Annotated in this window: 18 protein-coding genes; 14 read left to right on the forward strand and 4 right to left on the reverse strand. The window is 37.8% G+C overall.

Translation table 11 applies throughout. From position 1 onward, the window contains the following. Positions 1 to 2: 2 nt before the first annotated feature. Positions 3 to 1,418, forward strand: coding sequence for a SusD/RagB family nutrient-binding outer membrane lipoprotein (locus tag AAC026_RS12035; RefSeq protein WP_339607406.1), 1,416 nt, complete (start codon positions 3 to 5; stop codon positions 1,416 to 1,418). A gap of 75 nt (positions 1,419 to 1,493) precedes the next feature. Here AAC026_RS12035 and AAC026_RS12040 read toward each other — a convergent pair whose 3' ends face one another. Continuing rightward, positions 1,494 to 1,994, reverse strand: a complete 501-nt coding sequence (locus tag AAC026_RS12040) for a DUF4293 domain-containing protein (RefSeq protein ID WP_339698336.1) — start codon at positions 1,992 to 1,994, stop codon at positions 1,494 to 1,496. Between the two features lie 190 nt (positions 1,995 to 2,184). Here AAC026_RS12040 and AAC026_RS12045 point away from each other — a divergent pair, with 190 nt between their 5' ends. From AAC026_RS12045 to AAC026_RS12060, 4 genes are all read left to right on the forward strand, one after another. After that, positions 2,185 to 3,384 (forward strand): acetyl-CoA C-acyltransferase, encoded by a 1,200-nt coding sequence (locus AAC026_RS12045; protein ID WP_339698339.1) that lies wholly within the window; start codon positions 2,185 to 2,187, stop codon positions 3,382 to 3,384. A gap of 138 nt (positions 3,385 to 3,522) precedes the next feature. Continuing rightward, positions 3,523 to 4,269, forward strand: a complete 747-nt coding sequence (gene truA, locus AAC026_RS12050; RefSeq protein WP_339698342.1) for a tRNA pseudouridine(38-40) synthase TruA — start codon at positions 3,523 to 3,525, stop codon at positions 4,267 to 4,269. Positions 4,270 to 4,273: 4 nt separating this feature from the next. Next, the gene (locus tag AAC026_RS12055; RefSeq protein WP_339698345.1) at positions 4,274 to 6,046 is read left to right on the forward strand and encodes an ABC transporter ATP-binding protein; all 1,773 of its coding nucleotides are present in this window, start codon (positions 4,274 to 4,276) and stop codon (positions 6,044 to 6,046) included. Between the two features lie 2 nt (positions 6,047 to 6,048). Beyond that, positions 6,049 to 6,579, forward strand: coding sequence for a hypothetical protein (locus tag AAC026_RS12060; RefSeq protein WP_339698348.1), 531 nt, complete (start codon positions 6,049 to 6,051; stop codon positions 6,577 to 6,579). 18 nt (positions 6,580 to 6,597) lie between these two features. On the opposite strand, the gene AAC026_RS12065 is transcribed toward AAC026_RS12060, so the two are convergent. Beyond that, positions 6,598 to 8,382: an ABC transporter ATP-binding protein gene (locus AAC026_RS12065; protein WP_339698351.1), complete on the reverse strand. Its 1,785-nt coding sequence runs from the start codon at positions 8,380 to 8,382 to the stop codon at positions 6,598 to 6,600. 152 nt (positions 8,383 to 8,534) lie between these two features. On the opposite strand from AAC026_RS12065, the gene AAC026_RS12070 reads away from it, so the two are divergent. From AAC026_RS12070 to coaE, 7 genes are all read left to right on the forward strand, one after another. Then, positions 8,535 to 9,638, forward strand: coding sequence for a Glu/Leu/Phe/Val dehydrogenase dimerization domain-containing protein (locus AAC026_RS12070; protein ID WP_339698454.1), 1,104 nt, complete (start codon positions 8,535 to 8,537; stop codon positions 9,636 to 9,638). 67 nt (positions 9,639 to 9,705) lie between these two features. Then, positions 9,706 to 10,884 (forward strand): transcription antitermination factor NusB, encoded by a 1,179-nt coding sequence (nusB, locus tag AAC026_RS12075; RefSeq protein WP_339607413.1) that lies wholly within the window; start codon positions 9,706 to 9,708, stop codon positions 10,882 to 10,884. A gap of 6 nt (positions 10,885 to 10,890) precedes the next feature. Continuing rightward, positions 10,891 to 11,196, forward strand: coding sequence for a YtxH domain-containing protein (locus tag AAC026_RS12080; protein WP_323757460.1), 306 nt, complete (start codon positions 10,891 to 10,893; stop codon positions 11,194 to 11,196). A 10-nt stretch (positions 11,197 to 11,206) separates the two neighbouring features. Further along, positions 11,207 to 11,734 carry a DUF1573 domain-containing protein gene (locus AAC026_RS12085; RefSeq protein ID WP_339607415.1) on the forward strand — a complete coding sequence of 176 codons (528 nt, stop codon included), beginning with the start codon at positions 11,207 to 11,209 and terminating at the stop codon, positions 11,732 to 11,734. 14 nt (positions 11,735 to 11,748) lie between these two features. Then, positions 11,749 to 12,072 (forward strand): preprotein translocase subunit YajC, encoded by a 324-nt coding sequence (gene yajC, locus AAC026_RS12090; RefSeq protein ID WP_339607416.1) that lies wholly within the window; start codon positions 11,749 to 11,751, stop codon positions 12,070 to 12,072. A 6-nt stretch (positions 12,073 to 12,078) separates the two neighbouring features. Continuing rightward, positions 12,079 to 13,056: a hypothetical protein gene (locus AAC026_RS12095; protein ID WP_339698356.1), complete on the forward strand. Its 978-nt coding sequence runs from the start codon at positions 12,079 to 12,081 to the stop codon at positions 13,054 to 13,056. Next, positions 13,049 to 13,651 carry a dephospho-CoA kinase gene (gene coaE / locus AAC026_RS12100; protein ID WP_339698359.1) on the forward strand — a complete coding sequence of 201 codons (603 nt, stop codon included), beginning with the start codon at positions 13,049 to 13,051 and terminating at the stop codon, positions 13,649 to 13,651. Before AAC026_RS12095 ends, coaE begins: the two co-directional genes overlap by 8 nt. Here the strand turns inward: coaE and AAC026_RS12105 are convergent. Next, positions 13,641 to 13,901, reverse strand: a complete 261-nt coding sequence (locus AAC026_RS12105; RefSeq protein ID WP_339607419.1) for a hypothetical protein — start codon at positions 13,899 to 13,901, stop codon at positions 13,641 to 13,643. The genes coaE and AAC026_RS12105 overlap by 11 nt on opposite strands. A gap of 37 nt (positions 13,902 to 13,938) precedes the next feature. Further along, entirely contained in the window at positions 13,939 to 14,313 is a 375-nt protein-coding gene (locus AAC026_RS12110; protein WP_339607420.1) for a hypothetical protein, read from the reverse strand. Positions 14,314 to 14,752: 439 nt separating this feature from the next. Here AAC026_RS12110 and AAC026_RS12115 point away from each other — a divergent pair, with 439 nt between their 5' ends. Beyond that, positions 14,753 to 15,538, forward strand: a complete 786-nt coding sequence (locus tag AAC026_RS12115) for a hypothetical protein (RefSeq protein ID WP_339698362.1) — start codon at positions 14,753 to 14,755, stop codon at positions 15,536 to 15,538. A 234-nt stretch (positions 15,539 to 15,772) separates the two neighbouring features. Next, positions 15,773 to 15,964 carry a hypothetical protein gene (locus AAC026_RS12120; protein ID WP_339698364.1) on the forward strand — a complete coding sequence of 64 codons (192 nt, stop codon included), beginning with the start codon at positions 15,773 to 15,775 and terminating at the stop codon, positions 15,962 to 15,964. The last annotated feature ends 111 nt before the right edge of the window (positions 15,965 to 16,075 follow it).

Below are 16,075 nucleotides of genomic sequence, written 5' to 3' on the forward strand. Positions count from 1 at the left end.
ATATGAAATTTTATAAGAAAATATTCTTTTCGGTTTTAGCATTGAGCTTGATTTTGCACTCTTGTGATTTAGAAGAATCTAATATAGACCCTTCAAGACCCTTAAATGTTGAGTTGAGTTTGATATTGCCAACAGCAATTGGGCAAAGCGCTTTTAACCAAATGGCATTGCCAGCCAGGCAGCCAGGAATCATTGTTCAGCATTTTGCTGGAATTGATGCACAGCAATTGGGTTATTCTGAAAACTACCTTTTCGAGGAGAATACCTTCAATAACTATTGGAATGGAGGAGCCTATGGAGGTGTTTTAAAAGATGCACGCGATTTAATCCAACAAGGTACAGAAGAAGGTCAGCCTTATTATGTAGGGATTGGTAAAGTCTTAATGGCTGAGGAATTTGGGAGACTAACTTCTTCTTTTGGAGATATTCCATTTTCTGACGCATTGAAAGGAACCGAGTCAATCAAACCAGTATTTGATAAGCAGGAGGATGTTTATGACGGAGTTCTAAGAATCCTTGATGAGGCGATTATTGAACTTTCTAAGCCGGCAGTTGCTGGTGGTCCAGCAAGTGACGATCTTCTTTTTGGAGGTAATGCTTCAAAGTGGATTAAACTGGCGCATGGTTTAAAAGCTCGCTATTTAATGCATCTAACAAAAAGAAGAAGTGTTTATGCACAAGTGTTAACTGAAGTGAGTGCTTCTTTTGTAAGTCAAGCTGAAGAGCCTGTTTTCCAATGGCAATCTGCAATCACTGCTGCAAACCCTTTAGCTAAGTTTGGTTTAGAAAGATCTAACACATTGAAAATTGATTCAAGGTTTGGTGAAGCATTAACCAATAGAGTTGATCCACGTAGATCAAGATATTTTGATTTACAAGGAAGTCAGTATGATTTCCATAACTCGAATAATACAAAGCTAATATGGGCTCAGAATAACTCTGCTATTCCATTTTTGTCTTTTGCGGAGCTTAAGCTTTACGAGGCAGAAGCACGCCTGATGACAAGTGATGAACCAGGAGCTCAAACTGCACTAAGTGCTGCTGTTGATGCTAGTATGGCTCAAATTGGAGTAGGTGCGTCTGAAGCAGCAGAAGTAACTGCTTATAAAGCAACATATGCGAACTTGGCATTGGCAGCAACTCAACAAGATAAATTGAGGGTAATTATCGGAGAAGCATACTATACTTTATATGCGCATCAGGAGCAAACTGTTTGGACAAACTATAGAAGAACAGGTTATCCTGCATTAACACCTCCAGCAACAGGAACGAGTGGCTTGAACCCATCTGGAGTAGTTCCAAGAAGATGGGTGTATCCAGGAGGTGAAAAGACCACTAACAGTGTGAATGTAAACGCTGCAATTGCAAATCAAGGTGGTGAGTTACTAGATAAGAATACTTGGGCATTTGATAACTAGGTTAATTTTAGCATTTTAACTAGCATTTGGCACCTCTCTCATTATGAGAGAGGTGTTTTTTTATTCCAAAGTGGATTACCTAATCCTATCTACCGACTTTACCAGTTTCTCGTCTTTGCGAATAAAGCGGTTGGCAATGGCATTTAAGATCAAAGCGCCAGCGGGTAGCATAAAGCCCAAATGAAAACCACCCTGTACTTGAGGCATTACTATTTCTTCAAATTGGTTTACCTTAAAAAAGCATACGCCCAAATAACTAACCATCAAAAGTGAGTTAAGTGCGCCCAATTTCATCTGGTTTAATCTGTTCTTGAACTGGAAAATAGAAAACAAAGACACTAAAGAAGCCGCAACAGCCAATGCTGCTAAATACCAAGTACTTTCAGTTTGCGTGATTACATCGTCAGAAGAATCTTGAGGCATTTCTCCCATGTCAATCACCTTCATTTCCATAGGTGAGAATAAAATTCCTGTCGAAGTTTCTGGGTTTACTTCGCTCCAAATGTAGAAGGCCAAAACCATACCCATACAAATAGAAACGCCTAATAAAAGAATGCTCTGAATTCGCTGTATCATGTCTTTTTTGAATTATGCTGCAAATATAACCAAATCACTTTGAGTTGGAAGCCATTTAATTCATGAAGAACTCAGCTAATGATCTTCATCTAAAAGAATGTAGTTGATTTGTCTATTCTGGTAAATCTTTTCCTTGCTATTTAATTTGAGTTAAATTCGTGTCTCGAAAATCACAAACCCAAATTTGTTTATGGAAACTGCTTATATCGTTGATATCGTAAGAACCCCAGTAGGAAAATTCGGAGGCACATTGGCATCTGTTCGCCCTGATGATTTAGCGGCTCATGTCATTAAAGCTTTGATGGCACGAAACCCTTCTTTCGATCCTAAATTTGTGGAGGATGTGATTTTTGGAGCAGCTAATCAAGCTGGAGAAGACAACCGTAACGTGGCAAGAATGGCGCTGCTTTTGGCTGGCTTACCTATTGAAACAGGTGGAGTTACCGTAAACCGTCTATGCGCTTCTGGACTTCAGTCAATTATGGATGCCTCGCGTGCTTTAATGTTGGGCGAAGCGGGTGCGTATATCGCTGGCGGTGTAGAAAGTATGACGCGCGCTCCTTTCGTTTTGGGCAAATCTGAAACCGCATTTGGTAGGGCTACCGAAATGTATGATACTACAATTGGCTGGAGATTCATTAACCCCAATCTTTCAGAGTTACACTATCCATACGGCATGGGCGAAACAGCCGAAAACGTAGCCGAAAAATGGAAAGTGAGTCGTGAAGCACAAGATGAATTTGCGCACCATACACAGTTGAAATATCAAGCGGCTCATGAGGCTGGAAAATTTAAAAATGAATTAGCACCAGTAGAAATTCCACAACGAAAAGGTGATGCTATCATCTTTGATAAAGATGAACATCCTAGACTTTCTTCTGTAGAAAAACTACGTACTTTGGCGCCAGCTTTTAGAAAAGGAGGCTCTGTTACAGCGGGTAATTCTTCAGGAATTAATGATGGAGCTGCCGCAAGTTTAATTGTGAATGAAGCTACTTTAAAGCAATTCAATTTAAAACCAATGGCGCGAGTAGTTTCTATGGCCATTGCAGGTGTTTCTCCTGACTGCATGGGTGTAGGGCCAATTCCGGCTACTCAAAAAGCATTAAAAAGAGCGGGGCTTACTGCAAACGATATTGATTTGGCCGAGGTAAATGAAGCATTTGCAGCACAAGCCATTCCTTGTGTTCAAGAACTCGGATTGAATCCTGATATTGTGAATGTAAACGGTGGATCAATTGCTATCGGTCACCCACTGGGCGGAAGTGGAACTCGTATTTCGGCTACTTTGCTACACGAAATGCAGAAACGTGAAAATATAAAATACGGCTTAGTAACCATGTGTATTGGCGTAGGCCAAGGAGCGGCAATTATTTATGAGAAATGTTAGTAAATAAAATTAGTAGATAGAATATAGTGGTTAGAACTGTGGTAAAATCAAAATCTTCCCAAGCCGTATAATTTCATGATCTATCATCTACAATCTAATGTCTAATATCTATTGTCTATTTACTAACTTCTAATTATTGTGCGCTACTTTATCGACATCAGCTACAAAGGGACCAGCTACCATGGTTGGCAAATCCAAAAGAATGCTCATACGCTTCAGGCCGAGATTGAGAATGCGCTTTTCAGATTATTAGGAGTTCAAACCCCCATTATGGCAAGTGGAAGGACAGATGCTGGTGTGCATGCTAAACAGCAAATTGCTCATTTCGATACCAAAGAAGCAATAGATGTTGAGCAATTGAAATTTAGACTGAATCGTTTTTTTGCTCGCGATATTGTGATTAACAGTATTGTGGAAGTCAAACCCGATGCGCATGCAAGGTTTAATGCCACTGAACGGGCTTATGAATACTATGTAAACCAGAACAAGAATCCTTTTTTACAAGAGCTTAGTTATTACTTTCCCAAACCATTGAATATAGATTTAATGAACCAAGCGGCCTCCAAGTTATTGGGAGTTCAAGATTTTGAAAGCTTTAGCAAAGTAAAAACCGATGTGAATAACTTTATTTGTAACATAACCAGAGCGGAATGGCAAATCGAGAACGATTCTTTGGTCTTTCACGTTACTGCCAACAGGTTTCTTAGGGGTATGGTGCGGGCCTTGGTCGGTACTTTGCTCGAAGTAGGCCTCGAAAAAATAACAGTAGAAGATTTTAAAAAAATTATAGAGCAAAAAGATCGAACTGCCGCGGGTGATGCAGCTCCACCAAAGGGCCTGTTTTTGTCGAAAGTTACGTATCCTAGTTCTCTATATAGCAACTAATCCTTTGGAAAAAGAACAAGTTAAAAGCGGTAATATTGTTGATTTTAAAGTGCTTAAGCGACTTTTCCGCTTCGCTAAGCCTTATCTCAAGCAATTTTATTTACTCGTATTTCTTACCGTTTTGCTCGCTGTATTGGTGCCCATCAGGCCATATATTGTGCAGCTTTCTATTGATTCCTATGTTCCACAAGGGGATTACGCTGGCCTAATGACCATGTTGATTATTTTGGTCATCCATCTGGTTGTTTTGGCCATTGTGCAATACGCCCATACCTATCTTTCGGGCTGGGTGGGGCAAACCATTATTAAAGACATACGCATAAAACTTTACGAGCACCTTCTAAAACTGAAGCTGAAGTTTTTTGATAAAACTCCGATTGGAAGGTTGGTAACTCGAAATGTTTCGGATATTGAAACACTTTCAAATGTATTTAGCGAAGGCATTGCAGCCTTGATTGGCGATCTGCTTCAACTCGTTTTCATCATGGGTTTTATGTTCTACCTCGATTGGCGATTAACGCTGATCAGCTTAGCCACTTTGCCGCTGCTTATTTTCAGTACCTACATTTTCAAAGAGAAAATAAAAGTCACTTTTAACGATGTTCGGAACGCAGTTTCTAACCTAAATTCTTATGTGCAAGAGCATGTAACGGGAATGAACATTGTTCAGATTTTTAATGCTGAAGAACGCGAATACGATAAATTCAAAAAGATTAATAAAGAGCATGAAAAGGCACATATTAAGTCGGTACTTTATTATGCTATCTATTTTCCCGTGGCAGAAATTATTCAAGCAGCGGCCATTGGTATGGTGGTTTGGTACGGTGCAAGGGGTATTTTGAATGACTCTGGCATTGGGCCTGGCCTTATCATTTCTTTCATTATGTACCTTCAAATGTTCTTCCGCCCAATAAGGATGATTGCAGATAGGTTTAACACCCTGCAAATGGGAATTGTAAGTTCCAACCGGATTTTCACACTTTTAGATAGCAATGAGAACATTGCCGATGAAGGCACTTATATGCCTGAAAAATTCAAAGGAGATGTAAAATTCAAAAACGTTTGGTTTGCTTATAATGATGAAGAATACGTACTAAAAGATATTTCTTTCGAAGTTAAAGAAGGAGAAACCATTGCTTTGGTGGGAGCAACAGGAGCAGGAAAATCTTCCGTCATCAATCTCTTAAGCCGCTTTTATGAAATCAATAAAGGCACCATTGAAATTGATGGGCATGATTTGAAAGAATATGACCTTTCTGCTTTGCGTGAAAAAATAGGGGTGGTTTTGCAAGATGTTTTCTTGTTTTCAGATACCATTCGCTATAACATTACCATGGGTAATCCTGATATCTCTGATGAGAAAATTCAGGAAGCAGCAGCACTAGTAGGGGCAAAGAAGTTTATTGAACGACTGCCAGGCGGCTACGATTATAATGTAATGGAACGTGGTGCAACACTTTCGGTAGGGCAGCGCCAATTGATTTCTTTTGTACGTGCCATGGTGTACGATCCGCAAATCATAGTGCTGGATGAAGCCACTTCTTCTGTAGATTCAGAAACGGAAGAAATGATTCAGCATGCGATTGAAAAACTGATGACAGGAAGAACAGCCATTGTAATTGCTCACAGACTTTCGACCATTCAGAATGCGGATAAAATAATCGTGCTTGATAAAGGTGAAATCAAGGAAGTTGGTAGCCACCAAGAACTTTTAGACAAAGGTGGATTCTATGCCAACTTGTATAAAATGCAGTACAAAGAAGTAACAACAGTATAAGTATGAGAAAGTATTTTTTTATTGCTCTGGCCATCTTGGTGATTGGTGGCGGTGCGTTTTATGTGTATTTGGGCGGGCTGAATTCAGTTGAATATACAGTTGAAAATGTGAATGACTATCATGTGCTCGGTAGAATGTTCCAAGGAAAAGCAGACGCCAAAGAGATTGAAGATTACTTTTTTGAAGCCAAAGATTTTGCCATTACTGGTACTATTGATGGTGAATTAACCATTCTACATTACAACGATACTACTCTAGCGAAAAAGGAAATCAAACTTTTTATTGGGGTTTTACTCAATAACGCAGCCGACACAGTTGACTTGCCTGCTGGTTATACTTTGGTAAAAGTGCCTGCACAGAAAACAATTCGTGCAACGATTCAGGCCAGTAATGCGGTAATTCCTGGGCCAGAAACCATTGAGGCGAAATTGAAAGAAAAAGCAGAAGAAACTGGCTTGATACCTCAATCATTTACAATTGAAAAATACCTTTCTGAAACGGAAATGGTAATTGATATGCCCGTGAAGAATTAAGCTTGTTTAAGACTTAATTTAATCAACCTCTTCTTGCTGTAACTGCTTATCGTAAAGCTCTTTGTATACCCCGTTTTTAGCGAGTAAAGATTCGTTGGTGCCTTGCTCAATAATTTCACCATCGTCTAATACAATGATTTTATCGGCCAGTTTGGCCGAAGAAACACGGTGGGAAATAATGACAGAAGTTCTGCCTTTCATAATCCGCTGAAGGCTATTAAGAATAGTGTTTTCGGTATTGGTATCCACAGCCGAAAGCGCATCATCCATAATCAAGATTTTAGGGTTTCGCACAATGGCACGCGCAATAGAAGCTCTTTGTTTTTGTCCGCCAGAGAGCGTTATTCCACGTTCGCCCAGCATGGTTTCAAACCCTTTCGGAAAATCCATGATGTTTTCATACAAATCAGCATCTTTAGCAGCCTGAATGATCTCATCTTTAGAAATACCGTCAGCTCCAAAAGCAATATTACTTCCAATAGAATCGCTAAAAAGGAAAACATCTTGCGGAACATAGCCCGTTTGAGACCTTAATTTCGAAAGGCGATAATCTTTAATGCTTCGTCCGTCAATGGATATTTCGCCATTCGTGGCATCATACATTCTTCCAATCAAATTGGCGATGGTGCTTTTGCCTGAGCCCGTAGTACCAATAATGGCAATCGACTCTCCAGCTTTAACCTCAAAGCTTATATTCTTCAAGGCCTTTGTGCCAGAATCTGGATAGGTAAAACTTACATTTTCAAACTTGATATTCCCATTCAACTCTACATCTAAGTTCTTTTCAGAAACAATGTCGTTTTTCTCTTTCAAGAATTCATTGATTCTCTTTTGCGAAGCAGCGGCCATTTGGATAATACTGGTGATCCAACCCAAGGCAGTTACTGGCCAAGTGAGCATGTTTACATAAATCACAAACTCGGCAATATTACCATAACTGATCTTTCCATCGATAACCTGATTACCGCCTACATAAATGGTAAGGATAACGCTCAGGCCAATCAAAGCCATAATCAAAGGGTGGAAAAGAGAGTTTACGAAAACCAGACGAAGCGATTTGTGCTTATAATTTTCGCTTTCTTTCAAGAAGTTTTTAACGGAATCCTTCTCGCGTACAAAAGCCTTGATTACACGTATTCCAGAGAATGCCTCTTGCGTAAAGGTAGACATACTCGAAAGGCTCTGCTGAATTTCTTCTGATCGCTTGTTGATCACATTATTCACGAAGTAAATGCTTACAGAAAGTAAAGGAAGTGGAAGAAGTGCATAAAAAGTGAGTTCTGCATTCACTTTCAGCATTTCGTAAATTACCATCGGAAAAAGCACGAGCAGGTTAATACCATACATAATGCCAGGCCCCAAATACATTCTTACACGGCTTACATCTTCCGAGATTCGGTTCATTAAGTCACCAGTATTGTTTTTTCTGTAAAAGCTAAGCGGAAGGTTTTGGTATTGAACATAGACTTCATTTTTCAAGTCGTATTCAATTTTTCTAGACATTACAATAATGGTTTGCCGAACCAAGAAGAGAAAGAAACCTCTAAGTAAAGCCATCACAAGAATTATGATTCCGAGAATTACAACTCCAACTTCTAACTTACTAAAAAGCGAGCCACTTAAGCTGCCCCCTTCAAAAACATGATACAAAGCAAAACTCTCTGTTACATAGTCGATTGCATAACGAACTACTTTGGCCGGCCAAATGGCAAAGTAGTTTGAAACGATCAAAAATATAATTCCTAATATGAGGAGGAGCTTATACTTAAGTAAGTATTTATTTAGATGACTAAGTTCTTTCACGTTTTGCTTAACAGAACAGGTTACAATAAGGTTGCCTGTCGTCAGTTATTCTTTAGAATTCTTCAACTTTTCGCTTACTTTTGCCCACCAGTAGAAAAGGCCAAATCAGCGAAGGATGTGGCAAATATAACTTAAACTACAATTTGACAACAATGGTAGAGGTAAACGGAACAGAAAAAGTGGGAAGCATCTCAATTTTTGAACAAGCTGCCAAGCTGGGCCACGAACAAGTGGTTTTTTGCCACGATGAACCAACAGGTTTAAAAGCAATCATAGGTATTCATAACACAGTTTTAGGCCCTGCTTTGGGTGGAACTAGAATGTGGAACTATGCAACTGAGGAAGAGGCAGCCATAGATGTATTAAGACTTTCAAGAGGAATGACCTACAAGGCGGCCATATCTGGGCTTAATTTAGGTGGTGGAAAGGCGGTAATTATCGGTGATCCTGCCAAATTAAAGAATGAAGCCTTTCTTCGCAGGTTCGGTAAATTTGTAGATAGCCTTAAGGGTAAATACATTACTGCTGAAGACATGAATATGAAAACCAGCGATATGGAACATATCGGTATGGAAACAAAACATGTAACTGGTTTGCCAGTAGAAATGGGTGGCAGTGGAGACCCTTCTCCTGTAACTGCTTATGGTGTTTATGTAGGAATGAAGTCTGCGGCTAAAAAGGCATATGGTTCTGATTCGCTTGCTGGCAAGAAAATATCTGTTCAGGGTGTTGGTCAAGTAGGAATGTACTTAGTAGAGCATTTGACAAAAGAAGGTGCTCAAGTTTTCATGACTGACATTAACCAAGATAGGTTGAAAATGGTTTCTGAGAAAACAGGTGCTACTGTAGTTGGAATGGATGAGATTTACGGTTTAGACGTAGATATTTATGCGCCATGTGCTATGGGAGCCACCATTAATGACGATACAATTTCTAAACTGAAGTGCTCAGTAATCGCTGGAGCAGCTAACAATCAGTTGAAAGATGAAGCCAGGCATGGTAACATGTTGATTGAGAAAGGTATAGTTTACGCGCCAGATTTTGTGATTAATGCTGGTGGTATTATAAACATAACTGGCGAGCTTAGAGGTTCGTACAGTAAAGACTTGGCCTATATGTGGACCGAGAAGATTTACGATACATGTACTAATATTTTGGCGAAAGCTGATCAAGACGGAATTCCTTCTCAAAAAGCAGCTATGCTATTGGCTGAAAAGAGAATTGAAGACGTAGGTAGAGTTAAACTTTCATTTTAATATAATGCAGGGGAGTTGTTAAAACTCCCTTCTACTTTTTATTTTTACCGTTCTTTAAAATTTTGAAATGCTTAATAGGAGATCACTAAGAGTAAAAGCGATGCAGTCATTGTTCGCTTATGGTCAATGCAAAGAAGCCAACTATAATTTAGGTTTGGCAGAAATTGATGAGGCTTTCCTACCCGACTTAAACTCGATGGAAGTTCAAGACCGTGATTTACTAAAAACACAAAGACAGCAGTCTAAGCGTGTTTACGCCAACAAAATCAATGGTAGCGCGCTCGATCCTTCAGAGGTAATCAGTGAAGCGGCCCAAAAGGCGGCAAACAATGCCTATAAAACCTATTTAGGGAGTCAGAAAAAGGATTTCGATCACATGCTTTCTTCTATGATCTTAGACGCAGAGTCTTTGGTTGATCGATTCTTGGAAGTGGTGAGTTTACTTATTGCATGGTCTGACTATTCGAAAGTAGAAACCGATAAGAAATCAAAGCTATCTCCTGAAAAGCTTATTGTTGGTGATTATAACTTCTCAAAAAATAAAGTAATTGAGTTTTTCAGAAACTCATCTAAAGTTCAAGTAGCCTTGGTGAAAAGGAACATCGGTTGGGAAGACGAAGAGGAGAATGTAAAGAACTGGTACAAAGAAGTTTTGAAGAAGGATGAAGTGTATAACGAATACCGTAGAACAGCCAATCCTTCTTTTGAAGAAGACAAAGCCATTGTAGATCATATTGTAAAACAGGAAGTTTTTAAAATTGATATGATTTTGGCCTTCTTTGAAGAAAGAGATATTTTCTGGCAAGAAAATAAGGCTATCGCTCGTAGTTTAGTGAGTCGATCAATTCGAGATCTTGAAGAATCCAGCTCACCAAAAGATTTTGATCTGCCTGATTTTTCGAACAATTGGGAAGAGGATAAATCCTTTTTCGAGAAAATCTTTAAATCGGCAGTAGAAAACGATGAAGAGTACAGCCAAATTATAGGAGCTAAAACCAAGAACTGGGAGGTAGATAGATTAGCAATTACCGATCAAATTATACTGAAAATGGCAATTGCCGAGATGCTGAATTTCCAGAGTATACCTGTAAAGGTGACTATAAATGAGTATATTGAGCTTTCAAAAAATTACAGTACCCCTAAGAGTAAACAATTCATAAATGGGATACTCGATGTTATAAGTGTTGAACTGAAAACATCAGGTAAGCTGAAGAAGAGTGGTAGGGGTTTAATGGATAATAAATAAACGTTAATGGGTAAAGGATCAAGCAACGTATTGGCATTTGTAATTGGCGCAGCCACAGGTGCTATTTTGGGCATTTTGTATGCTCCAGATAAAGGATCGAACACAAGAGACAAACTTTCGTATCAGCTAGATAAGTATAAAAAACAGCTCGAAGATTTGTTGGAAGACCTTATCAATGGAAAACATGAAATTGCTTCTGAAGCCAAATCAGAAGGTGAAAAAGTAGTTTCAGAAGCCCGTTTAAAAGCAGAACAATTATTAACAGATGTAGATAATCTGATTGGTCAGATTAAATCTGGAGACAAAAACTAAATATAGAATTATGAAAACTAAATTATCTCTATTGAGTTTAGTGGCGTTGATTTTTATGGCGTCATCATGCGGCAATGCCGACATGGAAAAACGACTTGCTACCTTGGAAAGAAGAGTTAATCAACTTGAAAATGGTGGTGTAGTAAGAAACAACGGTACATTACCAACCCAAGCTCAAACGGTATCTAATACACCAGAGCAAAATATTAGTGCTAATGCCGCATTTAAATGGGATAACACGCTTTATAACTTTGGTAATATTCAACAAGGAGAAGTGGTAAACTACACCTTTAAGTTTACTAATTCAGGAACTGAGCCTTTATTAATTCAAAGTGCCTCTGCCTCTTGTGGTTGTACCGTGCCTAGTTATTCTAGAGAGCCAATAGCTCCAGGAGCAACAGGTGAAATTGTAGTGAGATACGATAGTAAAGGAAAAACAGGACAGCAAAGCCCAGTAATTACAATTGTAGCCAATACTAATCCTAAGCAAACTAGATTGAGCTTGAGAGGGTTTGTACAAACTGCCACAGCACCATAATTTTAGAAAATATAATGTTAAAAGGTATTTTATTACAGTCAACAGCCGCGCCAGCAGGTGGTGGTTGGATGCAGCAATTGCTTCTTTTTGGAGGTATCGCAGTAGTGTTTTATTTCTTTATGATCAGGCCGCAGCAAAAAAAGCAGAAAGATCAAAAGAACTTTATCAGCGATATTAAAAAAGGAGATAGAATTGTAACCATTGGAGGTGTTCACGGACGAATTGCTGAAATGGATGACGATACCATTACGCTAGATGTAGAGAAAGGTGCTAAAATCAAGTTTGAGAAAAGTGCTATTTCGTTAGAAGCTAGTAAAAAATTGGCCGGTAAAGCTTAAATGTGATTGAGAAGTGCTGAAGACATAATTGAAATTCTAAAAAGGTCTTTCAATACTCCTAGTACAAAGGATGAAAAATTGAAGGTGGTGGTATTATGTATAATAATATCTACCACCTTTTGGTTTTTTAGTGCTCTTAATAAATCCGATTACGTTACTCAAATCAACTACCCAATTGAGGTAGTATATAATGATTCCCTCTATGTGGCATTATCAGAAATTCCAGACAAGCTTCCGCTAGAAGTAACGGGTGGTGGTTGGGATTTAATGACCCGATCATTTGGGTTTAATATGGAGCCGCTGATCATTGAACTCGAAAACCCTATTAGAGATAACTATAGACTCTCTAGTAATTTAAGACAGGACATCGTTCCAAGACTTGATCCTGTCACCATCAATTACCTTCTTGAAGACTCCCTAATTTTTAATATAGATGAAAGGGTAAGTATTGATGTTGAACTGGTACTTGATAGTGCAGATATAAAGCTAAGTCCAAATCAAAGGATCACATCAGAGATTACATTGCAGCCAAATATGGTTAGAATTAGTGGGCCTAAGAGCTTATTGGATACGATTCAAAGACCAATTAGAATAAGTATTGGGGATACTGAGTTTAATAAAAGTGTAGATCAAAAATTTAGTATTAGAGACTTCGGTTCAAGTCTTATTTCAACCGATATAACGGAAGTTTCGGTAAAATTTGAAGTAACCGAGTTCATGAGAAAAGAAATAGAACTCCCTATACATCCTGTTAATTTTAAAGGTAAAACTGGCTCTATTGAGCCAAAGAGAGTGGTTGTTTCTTATGAAACCTTAGTCAGTGAAATCCGCAATGTTGATTCACTCAACTTAGTTTTGACTGCCGATTATTCCAATCTAAAGAAGGCAGATGGTACAATACCGATTGAAATTACAATGAAGCCATCGTTCATTCTTGACCCCAAGCTATCTCAAAGTAAAGTCAAATTGAAAGACAATGAGTAAGACCCTAACTGTTGGAATAACGGGCGGAATAGGTTCAGGAAAAACCACTGTTTGTAAAATATTTCACCAGCTGGGTATTCCTATCTACTATGCTGACGATCGAGGCAAGTATCTTCTCAGTAATGACCACCAGTTGAAGAGTCAAGTACAGGACTTATTCGGAGCCGAAAGCTATTTGTCTGACGGAACGCTCAATCGATCTTTTCTGGCTAATAGGGTGTTTGCAGATAAAATAGAGCTTGAAAAACTGAATCAGTTAGTTCACCCAGCCGTAGCCAAAGATTATTTGAATTGGGCCTCTGAGCAAAATAGTACGGTGCTTATAAAGGAAGCCGCACTTTTTATTGAAAATGGTTCTTATAAGTCTTTGGATAAATTAATCTGTGTTATAGCCCCTGAAAATGTTCGAGTAAATCGTGTTCTTATGCGTGATATGCAGAGGGATAGAAATCAGGTTCTCGACATTATGAAGAACCAAGTTGATGATAAAAAGAGAAAAGAAGTATCGGATTACCTAATAGATAATAGTGGTACTAAGTTATTGATTCCTCAAGTACTGACCATATACAAAGCACTACAAAAAACTAGGAGTTAATAAAAGAGGGCAGAGAGATCTGGTCAGCATAAAACTTCATACGGCTGTGCGAAAAATCAAGCAAATCGATTTTTTCAATTTTATCCAATTTGTGATTATAGAAAACTTCAAGGTAATAATCTTGCAGTAAGTAGAGGTTAACTTTGTAACCATAGTAGCGAATACCAACAATAAATTTCCCATTTTGATAGAGCTCTTTTATTTGCTCATGGGTATTTAATTGAAAGAAATCAAAAAAGGTATTTGCCATAACCCAATATAATAAATTGAGCTATATCTAACAGAACTTAGGCATGTAAAGTATGGAACAATCTGCTGTTTTGAGGAATCAACGTTTTGTAGATAAATACATATGAGCCTTTTGACGAGTAGTCATTGTGAGGCGATTTAATGACATTGGAAGATTTATTTAAGTTGCGAATGGTTTCCATCGCATCCTTAAAGCTATCGTTTCGCCAATATCTCCAGTGCTTACACGTCATATCTTGTCGAATGGTAGATTCAATGCTTAATAGATTTTCAGCATTGGTAACACCAATATTCCAAATCAGATTCTGCTTTGTAAAGAAAGTATTACCATCAATCCATTCTTCTATTTTTTGTATACAGTTGAGGTTTTGAGGCGATTGAAAAACATCTGATATAGTAAGAACTGTATTCATAGGTTGGGCCTAGTTAATTTGTATTAATAAAAATGAGTCTCTATACGTTAGTGATATGGGCAATAACGTTCAAGAAATTAACAAGTTAAAAATCTAAAAATCAACTATTTATAAGTTTAATTTATGAGTGGGTTTGGAATCTCAACAAGCTTTTTTCGATTTTAAAGGAGTTTTCAGCAAAGAATAGTTTATGAAAAGCATTTAGTTGCGGTTATAAAAAAAACGCTCAGAGCAATGATTTCTCTTCGACTTAAAGTTTAGTTGTTTTTGATTGAATCGTTTTATACCTTCATATCCGTAAACAAAGCCAATTTTTTTGTTTACGGAATAACTGAGACACATCTATATTGAACTGCCTTTTGATGAGGTTGACATTCCTTGTTTAATCATTTAATAAGGTCACAAGGGTATTTAATGTGCCTAGCTTAAACTGTCGGTCATGAGAACTCTAAGTCAATCTAATTTTTTGAAAATCATTGAAGGAAGAGATTATGAATTTCTAATCAATGGTTACCCATTTGACTTAAGAGAATCTGTTCATTTGGTAAATCGACAGCTGGATTCTCAACATCACTATCATTTTAAGAATTGTAAACTGTCTACATTTATTGTATCAGATACAGATATATCATCACACTGGAGTTTTGAAAACTGTCAATTTGATGAGTTGGTTGTAGAGTCGAGTAGAGTGGCAAACTTTGAGTTTCACAACTGTACAATGGGTGATGTTTTGTACAAATCGAATGAAGATGCTGGAGTTCTCAAAATTCATGGGTGTAAAGTCAATTACTTGGAATACCTATCTAACCCCAAGTTCCATTTGCTGCATATTGGGTGTAACAACCTATTGGATAAGGTGAATATAATTGATAATGGAGCAAAGAACACGGACGATTCTAAGTTTTACCTTTGTCCGGAAAAGTTCAATGCAATAAGAATCGAAAGGCTTGCTGCTTCAAAACTTGAAATTGGAACATTCGGAGAATACTCAAATTTGTTTCTCAGCGAAATCCAAACAGATCATTTGCTTTTGAGAAACTGTAACAATAAGAACTCTAAGGTTACCTTTAAAAGAGTTAGTCCGAAAAGCCAGAAGGGTAGTGTGCTTCAATTTTTAGATTCAACGATTGGTGCTTCAGTATTTGAGAATGATTTTTTCAACTCTTATCTCTCAGTCGAATATAAAAATAGTAGTATCACTAATTTTGCTCTTGCTAGCTCTTAGCTATATAGATAACCATTGTCTTTTCTTCTTTTTTCTGCCTTATGATTATTAAGGTAAGGTCATCTCCCTATCTTTCCTTTGGAGTTGTTTTATCGGTCATATAACTCAATGAACAGGAAGGATTTTATAATATAATTCGGGTATACTAATAGTTGATTTAAAAAGTATTATACTATTGAGTATGAGTGGAATAGAAGTCATATATTCGGGTCTAAACATTAAAAACCCTACATTATGAAAAAGTTAACCATTCTATTTGTGTTTGTATTATTTGCTATGGGCTGTACTGATAACATGGATACTGTTCCACAACCAGTAAATCCAGATGTAACCATCGATGCAAATTTAGACAACCCTAAAAACTCAACTCCAGAAGAGGAAGAAGATAAGCCAATGCCTCCAAGATGGCCTAAGGCAAAAAGCTAACTTTTAGTATTAGATATAATTAGGTTTATATCTTTTTGTTTTGTTTTGACTTGAAATAATACCGATATTGATGCGATATATTTTCTGGTCTGTTTTGTTATGCCCAAAATT

It is taken from the genome of uncultured Roseivirga sp. (assembly GCF_963973945.1).
GTDB lineage: Bacteria > Bacteroidota > Bacteroidia > Cytophagales > Cyclobacteriaceae > Roseivirga.